Genomic DNA, 19,007 nt, shown 5'->3' with positions numbered 1-19,007 from the left:
AGTTATAATGGCGGCTTGACCCCAAATGAATCTGAACGAAGATTTTGGAATACGTACAAGTCCGTGTCCAGTTTTACTTGACCACTACACAGGCATTAGTAAATAGCTTTTTACCTAAGTCGGATTATTGTAAAGAATTCGGTGTGGATATTCACGATTCTGAGTGGCCTTGTTCGCATATTCCAAAGGAGCTGGTTTGTGATAATGGCGAATTGATTGGCTTAAAGGCACAAAAAGCCCTTACTCCAATGACGAGACTATCTTTTACCCCTCCTTACAGACCTGATTGTAAAGGGGTTGTTGAAAAGCGGTTCGATATCTTGAATAAAGAGCTGATTCATGACTTTTTGGGGACGACTAGAGGGGGCAGTGTTGTTAGAGGGAGTCGAGACCCAAGAAAAGATGCCATCTACACTCTTAGAGAAGTGACTACTGAAATAATAAAAGCCATTCTCGAACATAATAGATCTATTTTTGACGACTTGGCCTTTTCAAGCCCACTTTTAATCGAGAATGACTTACCTCCAACACCGATCAACTACTGGAAAGTTCATGTTGCTAAACATAAACACGATCTTCAAGCCGCACTTCCTGATGAAGTTATAGCTCGCTTACTTCCCCCCGCAAAAGTAAGTATGACACGAAGTGGAATACATTTTAACGGGCTATATTATTCTTGCAGAGAAATTGAAGACCGGAATTTTGCATCGGTTGCAAGAGCATCTGGTCAATGGCGCTTAGAAGCTAGGATTGATGAAAATACGACAAACCATATCTATGTGCGATTAGATAAAAATCATGGATTCACGCTTTGTTATCTTCTACCTCGTAGCCGTATGTTTAGCGGTAAATCGATGTCTGAATCTGATTTCATGCAAGATTGGCTCGCCTCAAAAAAAGAGCAATCTCCTATAAGTGTCGCTTCGATAGATGATCATAAGTATCGCCAGAAGATGGCGTTAGATGCAAAAAAACGAAATAGGAACTCTACAAGCATGAGCTTCCCTCAAAAAATAAATAACATCCGTCAGCATCGCACCGATGAGCTAAGAGCAACAACAAATATGCTTGAAGACAGTAAATGGAATGGAGAAACCATTGCAATACAAGAATCCAAAACAGTGGTAAGCAAAGTTGTATCTCTCCCTGCTGGTAGAAAACGAAGAATAAAAGGAGAGCCATCATGACCGCAGTTAAGGCTATCTATCATGATGCAATCCTGTCGGAGCACCAAGGAAATCCATTAATTGAAGCCCTACCCCCTAAGCGTTCTTGGGAAGAGGTAATGGCTGTATTTAGTAACTATCCGGATTATGCTGAAGAAATTGCAGAGCATCCTAGCCCTTTAGTTCGTGATGAGTACTTGAATCGAATCGAAGAGTTAAGGCAGCCATTGACCGACTATGAAGCGTGTTTTAGAGCGATAGAAAGAGCCATTAAAAAAGGTTACTCAGCCAAAAATCCATTAAGTCCAACAACCTCACAGTATTTGCATTATTTAGTGAATGAAAGGCCTGATATAGCTCCTAGAACAGGCTTCTTTCAACCTAAAGGTGATGGTTTAACATTGATTGGAGAAAGCGGGGTAGGAAAAACATCGATGCTTGAACAGGTGCTTAGTTACTTTCCAAACATCATTGAGCATGATTCATATAAAGGCCAATCATTAGACCTAAGAAAACAAGTCGTTTGGATTAAAGTTGACTGCCCCAGTAATTCTAGCGTTAGAGATTTGTGTGAAGAGATTTTAGCTTCGTTAGACTTGGCATTAGACAGAGAAAAGACAAAACCAGCTGGAACGATAGGTGCGCTAGTTCGTCAGCTAGAACAGTGCATTAAATCCAGCTTTCTTGGAATGTTGGTTATTGATGAAATGCAAAACCTGCAGTTTAAACGAACAGGTGGCGAGAATAACTTATTAAAGTTTTTACATAGATTGGTAAATAAACTTGGGGTGCCTCTTTTCTTTGTGGCTAACCCTCCCTTTGATCAGACCTTAATTAAAGAGTTAAAAGCCGCTAGGCGAGCAGAAAGTGGATATCATCATACTATGTCGGTTCTTAGCAAGGAGAGTGCTTCGTGGAATGCATTCATTGCTCAGCTTTGGAATTATCAGTGGACGAATGTGTACACAGAACTCAACCAAGATTTAAATGAGGCTCTTCATAGGCTGTCCGTTGGCAATATCGATATGGCAAGTCGTACCTATAGAGAAGCGCAACGATTAGTGATTGGCTGTGCAGATGAAAGGATCACCGTGTCGACTCTTGAAGCTGGTAATGCTGTGGCATGTGGTTTATCACGGCAAACTAATGAGGTTAATGAGTTAAAAACTGTGGTTGCATTACCGAGTGGGAAACAAAGACGTATTAAAAAAGTCGATACATCATCACAGCTGTTTACTGTCGATAAAACTGGAGATATTACTAAACCACAACACCCAGAGTTTACCTCTCGTTTAATTGAATTGCTTGGGGCCGTTGATATTGGTGATAGGATAAAAGATCCTGATGTATTTCAGCAAGCTGGGGACTCAAAAGACCCCATTCGTTTTTTAAGGCTGCAAAAGTTGATACTTGATGATCCGTTAACTGAGCTGCTTTAGTGGCGCAGAGTACAGAGTTATTAACCCTGTTAATTCTACAACTCGTAGAATCTAGTCTAAAATTTAGCCATGGTGTAACTAGATTTGCTAGAAGGGGGGATGATGCTGATTCCTCCTACTTTTCCTGATGAAATCTTGTTTAGTCGGATTATTCGTCATTTTACTTTGAGTGGCATGACTACTGCTGACTATCTTTTAACTGCACAGAATAGTCATAAAGTAAGTATTCACCCCTATTTAACAGCAGGGCTAGATAAGTTTAGTCAATTAACTCAGGAGAGTGCTACAGAACTGCTAAACGAACAGACGCTGGCTCCGCTGTTTATTCATTTTTTGCCGTCCCATGCATCTACTATTTCACTAGGCTTAATATCCACCAACGCAACGGATGCCATAAGGGCTTGTCAGTTAGTCTGTGTACGTGAAAAAGAGTCTCTCTCGATCAAGTATTGTCCTGCGTGCGCAAAAGCAGATGCTGAAAATTTTGGGGTGCCCTATTGGCATCGGAGTCATCAAATTCCCGGTATAGAGTCATGTTCAAGTCATCAAGTAAAGTTGGTTCACTTTCCATTAAAGGGGCGCTCTAGGTTAAGCCTTAGCTTGCTTCCACCTTTGGGGGGAAAACCTATTCGAAGCAGTGTTTTTAGTCGTGATTTTGCTCTGTATTCATATGATCTATTACAAAAGGTAAGCCAGACTAATAAGCCGTTTGAATTGAGTGATATTAAAAATCAGCTTTATAAACTTGGCTATGTTACTCGGAAGGGGTATTACCGAAGGAAACTTATACTTAGTGAGCTATACCAATTTACGCAAAAGCTCGGTTATGACTCACAGGACTGGTTGCCTGAATCAGATACAGACTATCGCTACATTTCCTATCTCTTGTCTGAAAAGGTTGCTCAGCAGCCATTAAAGTACCTTGTGTTAGGTTTTTGGTTATCACTGCAGACGGAGTCAACTGAGCAGGTAGTATCAGTTTCAAAAAATGAAGATCTTAAACATTTGCTAGAAAATAAGTGCATAGAATTACTGCATCAAGGTGAGTCGATGGCTAGTGTTAGTCGGCTAGCGGGTAAAAGTCGATGTTTCATAAAAGCTCTCGCATTAAGGTTTGATATACCCGTTAACCTTAAACCTAAACAGATAACGCAGAGCATGAAGGCAAAGATCATGTTCCTCGGCAAAAAGGGCTTTCATCGTAAAGTCATTGCTGCACGAGTTTGTTTGTCGGTTGGAAGTGTAGAACAACAAATATCAACATCACCAGTGCTGGTTCAATGGCGTAAGCAATGCAGGCATGAATCTAAAAGGAGAAAATATAAACTACAAATAATCCGGTTTATCCAGAAAAAACCAAGTGCCATTCGGCAGCAGATAAAGTCTTCATGCAATGCTGCATTTTTTTGGTTGTATACATATGAAAAGCAATGGTTAGAGGCAAATCTACCAAAAGCTAAAAGGCCTGTAATTAAGCCTAGAGTGGATTGGCATCAAAGAGACTTACTATTAGTAACTGAAGTCAGCTCTCTTATGAGAAAGCACCACAATAGGTTATCACGAACACAACTTGATCTACTGCTAGGTGGGCATGGTTGGTTTACTAAAAATAAGCATAAGCTCCCAAAATCATTGATGAAGTATCAGAGCTTATACGAAGGCAAATAGTTGGAAGTGTCGATACTCTTTGCTTTTACACTTCTGATTTGTTTAACAGCTTCAATTTTTAACTCATCTGTATATCGTTTTCTGCGCAGGTAACACCTCATATTTTTGGCTAAGTAAAACTCAATGAAGTCTCAACTGTTCTAAGGGGTTACCATCCTTAACTTCGGAGACATCTTAACTATGTTGGTGCTATCGATTTTTAACATTGTTATTCAAATAATCTGTGGCTTTACTATCCCCCCCAAGGTGCGCATAAGTACTATATAAGCCTTTTATAGGTGTTATATAAGCATTTTATAACTAGGGCATGATCTTTTTGTTGGGTCTATGTATGTATCTTGATTTTTTTAGTCTTTTATCGCTGTTAGTGAGTTAGATTTAACTTCTAAAGACAGGCTAGATATTCGTAGTATAAGTAAATTCCTTTGTTATCTTTATGTATATTAAGTAATTAATTGGTTCGGTATAAGTAATTTATAAGTTATTGGGAGCTTTGTTTTGCGGTTTTTATGTGCAAAGATACCCATAAATTAATGGAACCATGTGAGAACTTAAATGGATAATAAAAATGAAATTCTATTTCCCATAGATGCTTCAGAAAAGCATCCGTATACCAAAGAAGTTATTGAATTAGCTGAGCGGTCTGGTATTAGCATTACTAAGATCGGTGAGATACTGGGTTGGTCCCAATCTTATGTGAGCCAGTTAAAGTCGGGAAAAGGTAGGGCAAAAGTTAGTGACCTAGAGCCTTTAATAAGTCTGTTGTCACCTAGGTTGCCGGGGGATAGGTTTTATAATTATACCGTCTTTCGAGAGGCTAGACCGATATTACCGAGTGATTGGGAGCAGTTAGTGCTTATGACTGGTCTAGTTGCTGAATCAGAACAAACGAAAGAAGGCCGCTACCCTCTTGGTGATGATGATATTGACACTATAGCAAAACAGCATCATCAGGTATTGGAACAGTTGGACGAAAATGGTGAAGCATATCGTTCATTCAATACCTATAACTCTCCTGTTACTACTTTTAAGAGAAGTAAAGTTATTGCAGAAAGGGTGAGAGAAAGCTTAGACACTTATCAAGCTGAGAGGAAAAAACAGTTTGATAGACAGACTGAAAGGGATGAAGAGCTTAAGCACTGGACGGTTCGAATTCTGAACTCATTACCTTCAGTTGAAGGCCTGTCAGATCAAGCGGCTGAAATAGAAGATGCATTAATTCGTTACATTAAGCCAAGATATGAGCAAGAAAATGAAGATGCACATATTAGCAGCTATGAATATGGGAAGACTGAACTTGTAAATGTATGTCGAGAAGCTGCTCATGTTTTGAATTTACCATCTTTAGTTAGTGACTATAAGCAAGAAGACTACCTAAATTCTAGTGAATCAGATCAAGTTTTGGCGCCAGCAGAGCATGCTAAACGACTTTTAGAAAAACTGGAATTATATCAAAATAGTTTTGAAGAAAATCAGCTGGATAAGCAACAAAGATTCAGATTGAAAGGGTTATTCAAAAAGGATTGTTTAACTAAAATTAAGGACATAAAAATTACTGATCCTAGGAGCCTTCCATCATGGGGCTCTTACGGGCAAGAGTTATTTGGTGGAATGGTTAGGAAAGTTTTTCGTGATATAAATACTCCCCCTTATGAAATTAATCTAAGTGAAGCATTCGAGCTGTGGGCTACTGGATTAGAGTACGACGTTGATGAAGAAACTGTGCAAGTTTGTGGAAAAGTCTTTCATTCTGAAGCGCTCGGCGATGGTCAGCTTACTATCCATGAATTAAATTCAAGAAAGTTTGTTTACCTTATAGTATTCCCATGTAAAGAGCTGAATCGTCAAGTCACTTTGCTCTCAAATCAACTTTCAGCAATAGAGCTTATAGAGCATATTAAGATTGAGGCTGAAAGTTTGAATTGGACTGAGCAACTTCCCGCTTTGCTGTCAAAAATCAAAAGCGCTCTAAGCCAAAATGGTTATAGAGTTCCGGGTATTAGAGCCGTTTATTAATTTGGAAGCCTGCTTTGGTAGGCTTATTTAACAAGGAATGTGAAAAATGATGGATTTAACTTTTGCTGTATTGGTTGACGGCGAAAATGCTTCGCAAGCTCAATATTCGTCCATGCTTGAGGAAGTTGAGAAATATGGCACAGTAGCGATTAAGTGGGTCTATGCTGATTGGACATCCCGACAACAAAGTGGCTGGCAAGACGTTCTTCATGAAACTGCATCAAGCCCTAAACAGCAATTCCATTATGGTAAGGATGCTGCAGATCATGCTTTAGTTATGGATGCAATTGAGTTGATCAGTAATAACCACAGAATTAATGGAATATGCATCGTATCAAGTGACGGTGGGTTTTATAGTCTAGCACAACGAGTTCGTGAGAAAGGCCTACATGTGATGGCTATTGGTAAGGAAAATACTCCTGAAAGATTCAGAAAAGCTTGCCATAACTTTGTGTTTACGAAGAACCTTTCAGATTCTACAGTACGTTTAAGTCACCAAGATTTAAACGTGCTGTTGGTTGATTCCTATTTGAGATGTGCTGAAAGCAATGAACCTGTCTATCTAGGTGATATGGGGAAGATGCTCAAAATGTTTGACTCATCCTTTGACCCTAGAAACTATAGTTTCGTAAGCTTAAAGAAACTAATTAAAGATAAAGCAGAGCTTTTCAAAATAGTAGATGAGCGGAGCGATAGATGCTTCATTGCGATGCACTCAAATATAGCTTCACAAGCAGGTGCTCGTTTGGAAGGTGTTATTCGTAAAATGGATACCAGTAGAGAGTTTGGCTTTATTACTTCAAATCATGGTGATTTTCACTTTAGCTTTAGCGAAGTGATGAATATTGCTCACTTACATGTAGGCGCAAGAGTTTGCTTTAAAGTACCAAGCGCAGGGGCACAAACGGATTTATCAGATGGTCAATGCCCAACAGTCAGTAATGTGAAATTGAAAAAGTAGAAGCAAAGCAGGTTAACGGGCCAACTTTATTGGCTCGTTTTCTTCTTATGGGCCAACTCTATTGTCACCACACAAACGAGTTATTTCTCTAGCTTAACCAGCACCTAAATTGGCTGGGTAACAGCCCTGTCCAGCGTTTGAAAGAGCGCCTGAAGTTATTGCTATCGGCAAACTTTAGTTGTTGCGCGACTTGTAGATTAGTTTCACCCGTTACCGCTAATAAGTAGATGGCATTATGCAGATTAGCTTGATCTTGCAGTTGTTGAAAACTGATATTAAATGGCTTTAAGCGCCGCTTTAGGGTGGCAGGACTTAGTGATAGTAGGTCAGCGATATCGGGTAGCGTGTATTGCTGCTTACTTTCTTGAGTGAGCATGTTGCGGATCAGTGCGGGCAAGCCAATGGTATATTGTGCTTGCTGTTGCAGTTGTTCTGCTTGCCTCTGGGCTAAAGCAAAACCGTGTTGATCTGCTATGGTAAAGGGCACGTCATTAAGCGCTTGATCATAACTCAACACACATAGCGGTTGATTAAAACTGAGGTGCTTTCCCAAATATTTTTGGTACTGGTCGATATGTTTAGGTTCAGCAAAAGGTAAGTAGAAGGCTCCTTGCCACGGCGTATTGGCCAAACGTTTATAACTAGAGACTAAGCTGGAAAGTGCAAGTTCGATATAAAACTGCCGTTGACGGAAAAGACCGATATCAAGCTGAAAAATTAGGTGTTGTTGCTTATCTGTATGCCAGTGTGATCCTTGCAACCAAGGTTGAGTCAGCCAATAAAAACGTTGCCAAAAATTTTGCATTTGGCGCAAGTTACCACTGCATAACAACCCATTTGTTAAACTACCACTTTGGCTTGGCAGCCATTGCTGCCCCAGTAAAAAGGCGAGATCGTCACCGGGCCATATCGCTAAGGCATTATCGATCAGCTGGCTCAGCTGTATCGGGCTTATTTTGTGGTTTAGCTTGGTAAGATCTTGCTCAAAAATGCCACTGCCACTCAATAGTTGATTAATATCCAATTGTCGATATTCAAATAGGCTAATCAAGCTCGCTACCAATAGCGAACTGTCAACGCATTTGTCTTGAGCATAAGCGACTCGTTGCACCTAACTCACCTTCGACATAACACGGGCTTGCTTAACTTTATCCATTTCGCTGGTGAGTTCAGCTATCAGCTGACTGGCATTGAGTTTGGTGTCTGATTGGTTATTCTGATAGTGAAAAACGGCACAGCTCGCTTGGCAATTTAGACCACAAATAGCTTGCTTGAGCTCATCAGCCATTGACTGATTAAATGCCGCAGAGGCTTTTGGCAATAACACAATAAAGCTGTCACCGGCGTAACGGCATACCAGATCTTGTGAGCGAAGTTGGCTGGCAAGCAGCTGGGCAATATTGGTCAGCAAGATGTCGCCTTCTTTAAAGCCTTGCTGTTGGTTCACTTTGGCAAAATTGTCGATATCTAGCATGACTAAGCCCAAGTTTTCCTCGCGCTTTATCAGCAGGTTTAATTGCTGCCTAATTGCCCGCGAGTCATATATTTTGGTCACCCGATCAACCAATTGGTGCTGACGAAAAAATTGCTCTCTAGTACGTAATTGCTCATTAACGGTTTTCTGCTCTTCACGCCAAAGCCATAAACCTAAGGTTAAGGTGAGCAAACCTATGGGGGTGGGCAGTTTTTCTAGCCAACTAAACCAGCCGGGTAAGCTGCTATTGATAAAAAACTCATCCAGTAAATCCATATAACAGCCTAAGCTATAGCCAAGTAAACCGACGATAAGTAAGCGAGTGACGTTGCCATCGGGACGAGCCTGCAATACTAAGGTTAACCAACTTAACCCTAGTAACAGGAGAGCGCCTTCGGTCGCAATATCAAAGCCATCTATCAGCTGATAAGGCTTAGTTTGTGCTTGGGCTAAGCAAACACTCAGTAATACACTAAAGGCTACCGCAATTGTGATACCTGCTTGATATAGCCTAGTGTTCGCCATCTTTTTATCCATAACACCTCTGTTTATCGCGGCTGATAGCAAAATTGTTGCAATATAAAGAACACGCTACGTGATTTTGATGACGAATTTATGATGCAAAAGCAGTCAAATTAGCTCAAGGGATTAGTCCAATCACTGCCAATTAATCGTTTTTTCTGCAACAAACCAACGAAAAGCAAATATGTAGCTTAAATCAATATTCTTTAAAAACAGTCGCTTGAGTTGTTTTTGACTGAGAGAGGGCTAAAGGTACTATCGCGTTCAGTTCGCTGTTAAGTACAGGTATTCAAGCTCACTTCTTTTCAAGTTGTTATGTAAGCTGTTGATTTTAAATGGTGGTAAATTTCTCCGTCATGTAAATGTCATCTATCTATTCTAGTTTTGTCTGCAAATCACCTTTAGCAGAATAGGAACGGAAACCATGAAGCAGCCTGGCTCGCTTTCACCGCTTTACTTAGCACTTTTCGCCTCTAGCTTATGTATGCCTAATACATCGTGGGCTGGCAGAGTTGAGGGCTCAATTAAAGATATCACCACTCAAATCCCACTAGAGGGAGCCATGATCAGCATTGAAGAGCTGAATCTAAAGCAAGAGTCTAATCGAGATGGGCGCTTCTTTTTTCAAGAAGTGCCAGAGGGACGCTACACCCTAATTGCGCAATATCTTGGTGGTGAGACCTATAGAGAGCAGATCCAAGTGGGTGAAATTAGCCTTACTCAGACAGCAATTGAACTGGGGGGCGACGGTGTTGAGCATATTCAAGTGATTGGTCAACGCGGTGCACTGAGTAAATCGCTAAATCGCCAGCGGGCTGCGGATAATTTGGTGAGTGTATTAAGTGCTGACGCACTGGGCAATTTCCCCGACACCAATATTAGTGAAGCGCTGCAACGAGTACCTGGGGTGTCGATTGAGCGAGACCAAGGCGAGGGGCGTTTTGTGCGAGTGCGCGGTATGGCACCTGATTACAACTCTGTATCGATGAATGGTACCCGTTTACCTTCGCCCGACAGTGATCGTCGTGCAGTTGCTTTAGATGTGGTACCAGCAGATCTGCTGCAATCGGTGGAAGTGACTAAAACTTTAACTCCTGATATGGATGCCGACTCACTTGGTGGCGCGATTGAAGTTAAAAGTTTATCTGCTTTTGACCGAGATGAAAGGTACGTCAATGTTAGTGCCGAGGGCAGTTATGATGCGATGACCGAAAGTACCAACCCTAAGTTAGCCGCCAGTTTTAGCGATATTTACCAAGAAAAACTCGGTGTTGCCATTGCCGCAAGTTGGTACGACAGGGACTTTGGCTCTGATAATGTCGAGACTGGAGGCAAGTGGAGCTTTGATGAACCGGCTCGTTTAGAAGAGGTAGAGCAAAGAGATTACGCCATTAATCGTGAGAGAGTGGGTATTGGCGCCAACTTTGATTATCGTCCAAACGATAATAATGACCTGTATTTGCGTACTTTATATAGCAGCTTTGTCGACTCAGAAACCCGTAATTCGAATGAAATTAAGTGGGATACAGCGACCTTGCCTGAGCAGCTTAGCCCTGCAGAAGCGACACGCTCACTAAAATCTCGTGAAGAAGACCAGTCGATAATTTCATTGGTGTTTGGTGGTGAGTCACGTTTTGATAAATGGATCTTAAATTACCAAGCGAGTTGGAGTCGCGCTAAAGCAGATAAGCCGATGTATATTGGCAAGGCTGACTTTGAAGCGGGCTTTGATGAGGTGGGTTATCAAGATTCAAAAGTGCCTAATATTGCAGCCTCTGAAGCTTTTTATAGCGCTGATGAGTACCAGCTTAATAAGATAGAAATAGCAGACTCAAGCACCGACGATAGCATGGTGTCGGGTAAGTTTGATGCTAGTAAAACCTTTTTAATTAATGCTCGCCCGTTAGAGCTGAAGTTTGGTGCTAAATATAGCAGCCGAGAGAAAAGCAATCGTGAAGATGTATGGATCTACAAAGACTTTGACGAGCTAGGTTTTAGTGAGCAACAACTTAATATGGCGGCCTTTGCCGGTGCAGAGCCAGACTATAACTTAGGCCGGTTCGGACCATCAATTAACGCTAATGCCATATGGGACTTAGTCAATAGCTTAGATAGTGATGCGGCGATAGACGATATTGAATCGCAAATTAATGATTTTGATATTGATGAAGATATTGCCGCAGCCTATGTAATGGGCCATATCGATATCGACAATTTACGGATTTTAGCGGGGGTGCGCTTTGAACATACCGATATGTATTCTAAAGGCACTGGCTTTGATGAAAGCCTAGATGACTTCTTGGCAACTACCTACGATAGAGACTACCAACACTGGTTACCGGGTTTACACCTTAACTATAAATGGGGCGAACAAACGGTAGTGAGGGCTTCTTGGAACAACACCATAGTGAGACCGACATTTGGTCAGCTTGCACCGGGCTACTTGATTGAGCAAAAGGATGACGAGCTCGAAGCGGCATTTGGTAATCCAGATCTTCAAGCCTTGGAGTCAATGAACTGGGATGTCAGCATTGAGCACTACATGGGCGGTTTAGGCGTCGTGTCAGTCAGCGGTTTTTATAAAGATATTAGCCACTTTATTTATGAGGCTGACTTAGGTGGCTACGGCAAATATCAAGACTTTGATAAAGCTGAAACTTTCGTCAACGGTGATGATGCCAACATTCTCGGTATGGAGCTGGCATATGTGCAAGAGTTTGGCTTTATGCCAGAAGGCTGGCGTGGGTTGATATTTACCACCAACTTAACCCTGAGTGATTCAACCGCTGAAATTAATTGGCAAGATGAAGGCACTCAGACCCGCGATGTTCCGCTGCCTAGCCAATCAGAAGTGTCAGCCAACGCATCATTTGGCTATGAAAACCCGTATGTCAGCTTTCGATTCTCTGCATCCTATAAATCTGAGTATCTGTTAGAAGTTGCCGAACTAGATGATGCTGCATTTGATATCTACCAAGATGCACACACGCAATATGACTTTGTTGCCAAGGGGTTTATCACGGAAGATCTCACCGTCTACTTTAAAGCAATCAATCTGAGTGATGAGCCATTTTATGCCTATACCGGGCAAAACCGTTACAACGCACAGTATGAAGAGTATGGCCGTACCTTCCAGCTGGGTATCCAGTACATTAATTTCTAAGGACTAGCCAATGACTTTTAAACATATTTGCGTGAGTTCGGTGCTAGGCTTCAGTCTGCTGAGCTCTGTGGGCTGTGCGGCTCCAAGTGCGGAGATGGGACCACAACTTGCTGGTGGCAGTGAAACCGCCAAATGGCAACAAAAATGGTTATATGCCAGTGAGAAAAACGGGCTTGTCTTTGCCGATAAGCAACAGCTAACGACTTTAGTTCCGGGCCAGTTTGAGTACTTAGCGGTTTACCAAGATATTGCCTTGACCTACGACACCCAAGTCGACCAAGTTCAGGGGATTAAACTCGATATGGGCAATATGCAGCGTTTCCCCTTGCTACCTAAGCGCAGCTTTCAAGTGGAATGGTTGTGCTTGCAACCACGGCTTGCTGACCAAAATCTATACGCGTGGATTGGTGATGATGCAGGCCACGCTGAACAATGGTTATTAACCACCAAACAACAGTGGCAGCCGCAATTGGTACGTACGTTGTCTGTTGCTATGGGCGCCTTAAAATGTAGCGTCGACAGTCATGAGCAGCTGTATGTCATCGATAATGGCCAAGGGCTATGGCGTTACCCTGCTGCGCCTAACAGCCCTGATGAGTCTGAGTTAGTCGTCAGTTTAGCGGATAATGCCTTGTCTGGGCTGACGTTAGTATCTGACTCGCCAGTTATGCTAGATGAATCGGGTCAGCTTTATAATCAGCTGGGGGCCAAGTTAAATTCGCCTTTTGCTGCAGACTTAAGCCTGGAAAGTGTTTACGTTACCGGCGAGCAAATTAAAGCGTATTCCGATGAATATGACCGCTTTTATCAAGGGCAATGGCTCGATAGTGTTACGACTGAAAAAGCCGCTGCAGAATTGATTAAAGAGGTGCCAACTGCAGTTGAAAGTGCCATCTCTGATAGAGCTGGCGACACCATGGATGACCCAGCAATTTGGGTTCATCCAACGGCACCAGAAAAAAGCCTAATTTTAGGTACCAACAAGCGTTGGGGCTTACTCAGTTTTAATATGCAAGGCGAACAAGTTCAAGCCTTGGGAGTTGGCCGGGTGAATAATGTTGATATCCGCCAAGGCGTTAACTTAGGTGGCAAGCCTAGAGATATTGCGGTGGCAAGCAATAGAGACCGTAATAGCTTGAGTTTGTTTGAGTTAAACCCTGAAGGCGAACTGACTCAATTAGCGGAGCAAGCTACGCCTTTAACCGATATTTACGGCTTATGCTTGTATCAACCACATGCTGATGAGCTGTATGCCTTTGTTAATAATAAGGCTGGAGAAGTCAGTCAAATGGCGCTTCGCTGGCAAGGTGGTCAATTAACTGCAACCGAAGTTCGCCGTCTCACTGTACCTAGTCAGCCCGAAGGTTGTGTGGCTGACGATAAACAGCAACGGTTGTTTCTAGGTGAAGAGAATCGTGGTATTTGGCTGTTTGATCTTGCTGGCGATACCTCTGCTAGCTATCCGCAAATTAACGGTGAAATGATTATTCAAGAAGGCGGACCATTGGTGGCAGATATTGAAGGCGTTGCTTTATACCAAACCGGTTACGATGATTACTTAGTTGTGTCTAGCCAAGGCAACGACAGCTATTTGCTATACCAAAGCCAAGCACCTTATGAGTATGTCGGTCGTTTTCGCATTGGCGTTAATGGTAGCGAAGGGCACGATGGCAGCGCCGAAACCGATGGCCTAGATGTCACTTCGCAAGCTGTGGGCAATGGTCGTTGGGCGCAAGGTATGATGGTGGTGCAAGATGGTCGTAATCGAATGCCTGATCAAAACCAAAACTTTAAGTGGGTGCCTTGGAGCGAAATCAGCCAGCTACTCGAACTCAAATGAATGTAAAAAGAGCACTTAGGTGCTCTTTTTTATTGCCACTTAATCGCTAAACGCAGTTATTGGATATGACTTGATTCATTACTAATTAAGCGTATCTTGGATAGATAAACAGCGGTTTTGTACAAGTTCAAAGGGATGGTAACTGAGCGCATACTATTGATTATTTCTGTTTTATTTTTGCTAGTGGCTTGCGATATCGGTGCACCGTCGATGGCGTTAGGAAGCCTTGAGCGACAACGTATTGCACTCACGGCAACGACTAACGAAGTTGTGGTGGCTTTGCCTGTAGCCCAAGGCAGTATGGTCAGTAAAGGCGAGGTGCTAGTTCAACTGGATGACACCTTGCAAAAAGCACATGTGACTAAGGCATTAGCCCATGTCGCGCAGGCTAACGCCAATTATGAGAAGTTATTAAAAGGGGCGCGTGAAGAAGAAATTGCTGCCGCTAGAGCAAAAGTGTCAGGGGCCAAAGCGTCTTTTCTACGAAAGAAATTCAAAGCCAAATTTTGTATCGAGTGCCTAAAAGATAGTCTTTCTAAATATGGTTATGGATACTTCAAATCAAGTTGGTATTACGACATTGTTTGCGGTGTGCATCACACGCCACTGTTCATAATGAATACATCAAATCGCATCGAAAATAATGGTGCTTTCCGTCAGATTATAAGAGGATATCTCCCTCCCAATCACGCAGTGGCTGAGGCCAAGCATAAAGAGATGAACCTATATTCTGATGATATTTTTCATAGTTATACAACCCCTTGCCTTTTGGAATTAGCAACAGCCAAGTTAAGGTTTTTTGTTGCTGATTACTTTAGAGCGGATCAAAGTTTGTTTGATGCAATACTAAATTCAATAATGACGCGTTTAGAGAAAAGGTTACTTTATTCGACTGGAGAACCTAAGAAAGCAAAGTTTAGAGATGTTGCAGAGGGGTTTAGACAATTACAGGAAAAAGAGTATGCGCCTGTTATTGCATTTTTGAATGATTCAGTGGAAATCACTCAAGGGATTATGGGAATAAAGTCATTTGGTTCAATGCGATTTCCGGCTCTTACCTCAACTGATAGAGATTGTAAAAAGTGTACTGTCAGTAATAAGCATTGTGCTTTATCTCCAGTCATTGGCATATTTTTAAACCCTCAGAGAGTCGATCTTAGTGAGGGGAATTATTGCGATAGAGTTAATGCTGCATATCGCAGGTCAGACTATCGTAGAGTTGAATTTAAGGTTAGAAGTAGAACAGACTTTTTGGATGCTGATAGATTCACGTTTTGAAGTAACTCTAATTAACCATGTGAGCTTTTAGTAGTAATGAGTATGATATTTAACGCTTTTTGGTTGCCTACCTCCCTAGTCTGATAACACAAGTTTTGTTGCGTTAGGGGGGATGGTCTCTTTTTAACTGCAATAGACTATAAGTAACCATTTTCAGTGTAGATTGAAGTGGCATGGAACAGCGAGTATCTTTAGTTATTCATATAGCGACATTACAGGTGTTTGCATTGGAGTTTGAATATACAAGAGGTGGCCTAAGAGGACTGCTGAGCCAGCATAAGTATCTACTCATTATAGATATAGAGCATACCTGCACAGAAGACGGCTCCGTTCCCGCCAACGAAAGGGAGACAATAGAAATTGGAGCAGTGTTAGTTTCCACAGATACTCTATGTATAGTTAAAGAGTTCAATAGGTTAGTGCACCCTGTAAGGCATCCAGAACTGAGCGCGTTTTGTACTAACTTTACGGGAATACCACAATCACTTCTAGCTAACCAAGATATTTTTAGTCAGGCTTTCCGGCTGTTTGAGACGTGGTTGCCTGCAGATAATGACTATGTTTTTTGTTCTTGGGGATCTTATGATTTAACACAGATAAACATAGATTGTGATTTTCATAGACTTCCAGAATATAAGCCTTCAACTGTAGTTAATTTGAAGAAAGCCTTCGCTAAAACTCAAAGGATTAAGCCTCAGATAGGGCTAAAGAAAGCCTTAGAGATATCAGGTATTAGTATTGAAGGTACTCACCACAGAGCGTTAAGTGATGCTCTGAATACAGTAAAGCTACTTTCATTTATTTTTGGCGAAAACAACTTGATTGAAAGGTGAGTATTTTTTATTGAATGTCCTTAGGCGCTAAGGTATTGATGAAAAATAAAGCTGAGTCTCCACACTTTTTGCACCCAAAAAATAAGAAATTCCACACTTTTTACACCCAATAAACCCGAGACTCAATTGCTTAACGATGTTGGCTTAGTTGAACCTTTTGAAAATAGTGAATTTGGAAAGGAAACTATAAGAACTTGCGGCCTCGATAGACCGAGTTTATTTCAATCAAGAGCTAATATTGCTAAAACAGCTAGGCTTGCTATCGATGCTTTTGCTGGAGCCGAGGATGATATAAGTGCTAGATTTTTTGGGAAATTAATTCTGAGTTTGGGGAATGAAAGTGGTGATTTCGCAGGAATGGTTAGAGTAATGTTTATTAGGAGTGGTGACGGGGTTAGCTGGCAGGAGTTGGAAAGTTTTGTGAACGAAGATTAGAAAAGTAATAAAACAATTAAATGCGGTACAGTGAGACTGCTAACGGGCCAACTTTATTGTCTCGTTTTCTTCTTACGGGCCAACTCTTTTGTCGCTGCACATTTAGGTGTTTTTGTGACGTTCAATTGAAGGCAATTCTCTTTCTAAAATTGAATTAATTGCCTTCATTGAATGAATCGCTATCTTCTAGTCTCCTACCGAGTAATAAGTTTTTTGGGGGAATATAAGCTCAATAGGGGTTATCTCTAACTGATGAAGGGAGTGTCTTTTACAAACCCGATAGGTCAGCAAAGATTAAGTAATCCGTAATCAGGCCGTTTTGCACTTTTAAAAACGTAGAGAATACAATCGAGTATTCGCTCCCGTCCAAACGAACATAATCCACAGTGCCATAGCTGCTTGCCTTAATAGTACCTGAGCGATCGCAGAGCTGATAAACAATGTCTTCTATACAATGTCTCATCGACTCTATACTGCTAAAAAACTGTTTATTCCCCTCCAAAATATCGGATTTGTCTGTGACTACAGGGTTATTACCAAGACGGAAACGAACCTTGTTAGCGAGATGGCTATCGAGATAGTTAAGGTCTTTGTTATCCACAGCTTGATACAACTGGTGTACCAGATTATTGATTTCTTGATTGTTCACATCAATCTCCTAATTGCTACAAATACAATCTTAATTTTTTTTCTGCAATTCGCCCGACTCGCCGCCATACATATTTTTCTCGGAAGGCTTATCGCTAGCATATTGCAAAAACTCAAACTGAAAGCCTGCGGGGTCGTTGTAGTAAACGGTTTGTCGAAACGGATGTAAACGACCTTTAATATCAGGGCTAATCCCTTCAGCCGCTAAACGGTCTATTACCGCTTGCAGGTCATCGACGATAAATCCAATGTGGGCGACACCTGGCTCAATGCCTTTAATATCTCTTATTTGTCCAATAGCGCCATTGTTTAAGGTGAGGTAATAATCATCGTCACCAATGTGTAGCCAGTGACGGCTTGATGTATGCTCGCCACCTGCCCAATTCATCTCTCCCTCACCACGGATACGCCACTCAGGAAAGGCTGTTAGCAAAAACGCTAATGTAGGTTGAATATCTTTTACGACTAGATTTACATGCTCTAAGCGAACCATAAATACCTCTTTATTACCTGTTGATTACAGTAGAAAATTTGAGGGTATTACTTTAGAGCATCGAGTTTGATAAACAATATAGTAACAAGTAGACTCTGAGTTGAGTTTTTTTCAACAATGACAGGCGAGATGGACACTTTTAATGCTATTCCGATCTTTGTTGCTGTGGCTGATAGTGCGGGGTTTTCGAGTGCTGCTCGTATATTGGGCATTTCAAAGTCGGCAGTAAGTAAACGTATCACTCAGTTAGAGCTGCAACTGGGAGCTCGATTATTTCATCGCTCTACCCGTAATCTGAGCCTGACTGAGGCCGGAGAGCATTACTATCAATATGCGTCTCAAGCTAATCGCGCAGCGAAACAGGCAGAAGATGCGGTGAGTGAACTACTAGGCGAGCCTAAAGGCTTATTAAAAGTTCAAGTGCCAATGACAATAGGGCAAATGCATTTGGCTTCGTTTATCCCTGAGTTTATTGAGCGTTATCCCAGTATAAAGATTGACCTTTTGATGGACGATGGTGAAGTAAATCTGATTGAGCAAGGTTTTGATTTGGCTATTCGTGCCGATGATTTAGCTGATTCGAGCTTAATCGCTAGACAGTTAGTTCCGCTGCATAGCGTTGTTTGTGTATCTCCTTCTTTTTATCAAAAACACACAGAACAACTTAAATCACCTTCCCAGTTAGCGGAGCTAAACTGCATACTTTATAGCTATTCCCCAAATGCTGATGTGTGGCAGTTTAACGATGAAAATGGTGGCGAATTCAAGGTTAAAGTAGCAGGAAACTATCGAGTTAATAATAGCTTTGCTCTTAGAGAGGCTGTTATTGCAGGAGTGGGAGTTGCACGATTACCTACATTTGTGGCCTATTCGGCAATTCAAAAGGGAAAGTTAATCGCATTATTTAAAGACTATGCCATGCCGAGTAAAAACCTTCATGCGATCTATCCCGAGCGGCAATATTTGCCAGAGAAGGTGAGGGTGTTTTTGGATTATATGATTGAAAAGCTAGGACACGGTACAGCATATTGGGATGAATTTTAGTGATTGAACTCATTTGCTTGTCCAGCG

The 19,007-nt window shown here is 41.7% G+C and carries 15 protein-coding genes; 11 read left to right on the top strand and 4 right to left on the bottom strand.

Translation table 11 applies throughout. The features are described from left to right. Positions 1-143: 143 nt before the first annotated feature. From L2748_RS18170 to L2748_RS18150, 5 genes are all read left to right on the top strand, one after another. Positions 144-1,187 (top strand): hypothetical protein, encoded by a 1,044-nt coding sequence (locus tag L2748_RS18170; RefSeq protein WP_248957723.1) that lies wholly within the window; start codon positions 144-146, stop codon positions 1,185-1,187. Beyond that, entirely contained in the window at positions 1,184-2,605 is a 1,422-nt protein-coding gene (locus L2748_RS18165) for an ATP-binding protein (protein ID WP_220781552.1), read from the top strand. The genes L2748_RS18170 and L2748_RS18165 overlap by 4 nt, the downstream gene beginning before the upstream one ends. Positions 2,606-2,707: 102 nt before the next feature. Then, positions 2,708-4,273 (top strand): TnsD family Tn7-like transposition protein, encoded by a 1,566-nt coding sequence (locus tag L2748_RS18160; protein WP_220781553.1) that lies wholly within the window; start codon positions 2,708-2,710, stop codon positions 4,271-4,273. A 555-nt stretch (positions 4,274-4,828) separates the two neighbouring features. Beyond that, entirely contained in the window at positions 4,829-6,289 is a 1,461-nt protein-coding gene (locus tag L2748_RS18155) for a helix-turn-helix domain-containing protein (protein WP_220781554.1), read from the top strand. A gap of 46 nt (positions 6,290-6,335) precedes the next feature. Beyond that, a complete protein-coding gene (locus tag L2748_RS18150; protein ID WP_220781555.1) occupies positions 6,336-7,250 on the top strand; it encodes an NYN domain-containing protein in 915 nt (304 codons plus the stop codon). 88 nt (positions 7,251-7,338) lie between these two features. On the opposite strand, the gene L2748_RS18145 is transcribed toward L2748_RS18150, so the two are convergent. After that, a complete protein-coding gene (locus tag L2748_RS18145; RefSeq protein ID WP_220781556.1) occupies positions 7,339-8,361 on the bottom strand; it encodes a helix-turn-helix transcriptional regulator in 1,023 nt (340 codons plus the stop codon). After that, a complete protein-coding gene (locus L2748_RS18140) occupies positions 8,362-9,249 on the bottom strand; it encodes a GGDEF domain-containing protein (RefSeq protein WP_220781557.1) in 888 nt (295 codons plus the stop codon). It abuts the gene before it with no gap. A gap of 421 nt (positions 9,250-9,670) precedes the next feature. On the opposite strand from L2748_RS18140, the gene L2748_RS18135 reads away from it, so the two are divergent. The 5 genes from L2748_RS18135 (at position 9,671) to L2748_RS18115 (ending at position 16,795) form a co-directional block, all read left to right on the top strand. Continuing rightward, positions 9,671-12,409, top strand: a complete 2,739-nt coding sequence (locus L2748_RS18135; RefSeq protein WP_220781558.1) for a TonB-dependent receptor — start codon at positions 9,671-9,673, stop codon at positions 12,407-12,409. 10 nt (positions 12,410-12,419) lie between these two features. Further along, entirely contained in the window at positions 12,420-14,249 is a 1,830-nt protein-coding gene (locus tag L2748_RS18130) for a phytase (protein WP_220781559.1), read from the top strand. A gap of 156 nt (positions 14,250-14,405) precedes the next feature. Next, positions 14,406-15,527 (top strand): HlyD family secretion protein, encoded by a 1,122-nt coding sequence (locus L2748_RS18125; RefSeq protein ID WP_246616171.1) that lies wholly within the window; start codon positions 14,406-14,408, stop codon positions 15,525-15,527. 173 nt (positions 15,528-15,700) lie between these two features. Beyond that, positions 15,701-16,360: a 3'-5' exonuclease gene (locus L2748_RS18120; protein WP_220781560.1), complete on the top strand. Its 660-nt coding sequence runs from the start codon at positions 15,701-15,703 to the stop codon at positions 16,358-16,360. 126 nt (positions 16,361-16,486) lie between these two features. Next, a complete protein-coding gene (locus L2748_RS18115; protein ID WP_220781561.1) occupies positions 16,487-16,795 on the top strand; it encodes a hypothetical protein in 309 nt (102 codons plus the stop codon). Between the two features lie 268 nt (positions 16,796-17,063). Here L2748_RS18115 and L2748_RS18110 read toward each other — a convergent pair whose 3' ends face one another. Then, complete coding sequence (locus L2748_RS18110) at positions 17,064-17,444, bottom strand: nuclear transport factor 2 family protein (protein ID WP_220781562.1); 381 nt, start codon at positions 17,442-17,444, stop codon at positions 17,064-17,066. A 30-nt stretch (positions 17,445-17,474) separates the two neighbouring features. Beyond that, a complete protein-coding gene (locus tag L2748_RS18105; protein WP_220781563.1) occupies positions 17,475-17,936 on the bottom strand; it encodes a VOC family protein in 462 nt (153 codons plus the stop codon). Positions 17,937-18,065: 129 nt separating this feature from the next. Between L2748_RS18105 and L2748_RS18100 the strand changes: the two genes are divergently transcribed. Beyond that, the gene (locus L2748_RS18100; RefSeq protein WP_220781564.1) at positions 18,066-18,980 is read left to right on the top strand and encodes a LysR family transcriptional regulator; all 915 of its coding nucleotides are present in this window, start codon (positions 18,066-18,068) and stop codon (positions 18,978-18,980) included. Positions 18,981-19,007: the final 27 nt, after the last annotated feature.

The sequence above is a fragment of the Shewanella sairae genome, from assembly GCF_023283535.1.
Taxonomy (GTDB): Bacteria; Pseudomonadota; Gammaproteobacteria; order Enterobacterales; family Shewanellaceae; genus Shewanella; species Shewanella sairae.
Note: the sequence above shows the minus strand (reverse complement) of the source record. Positions and strands in the feature narration are given on the sequence as shown.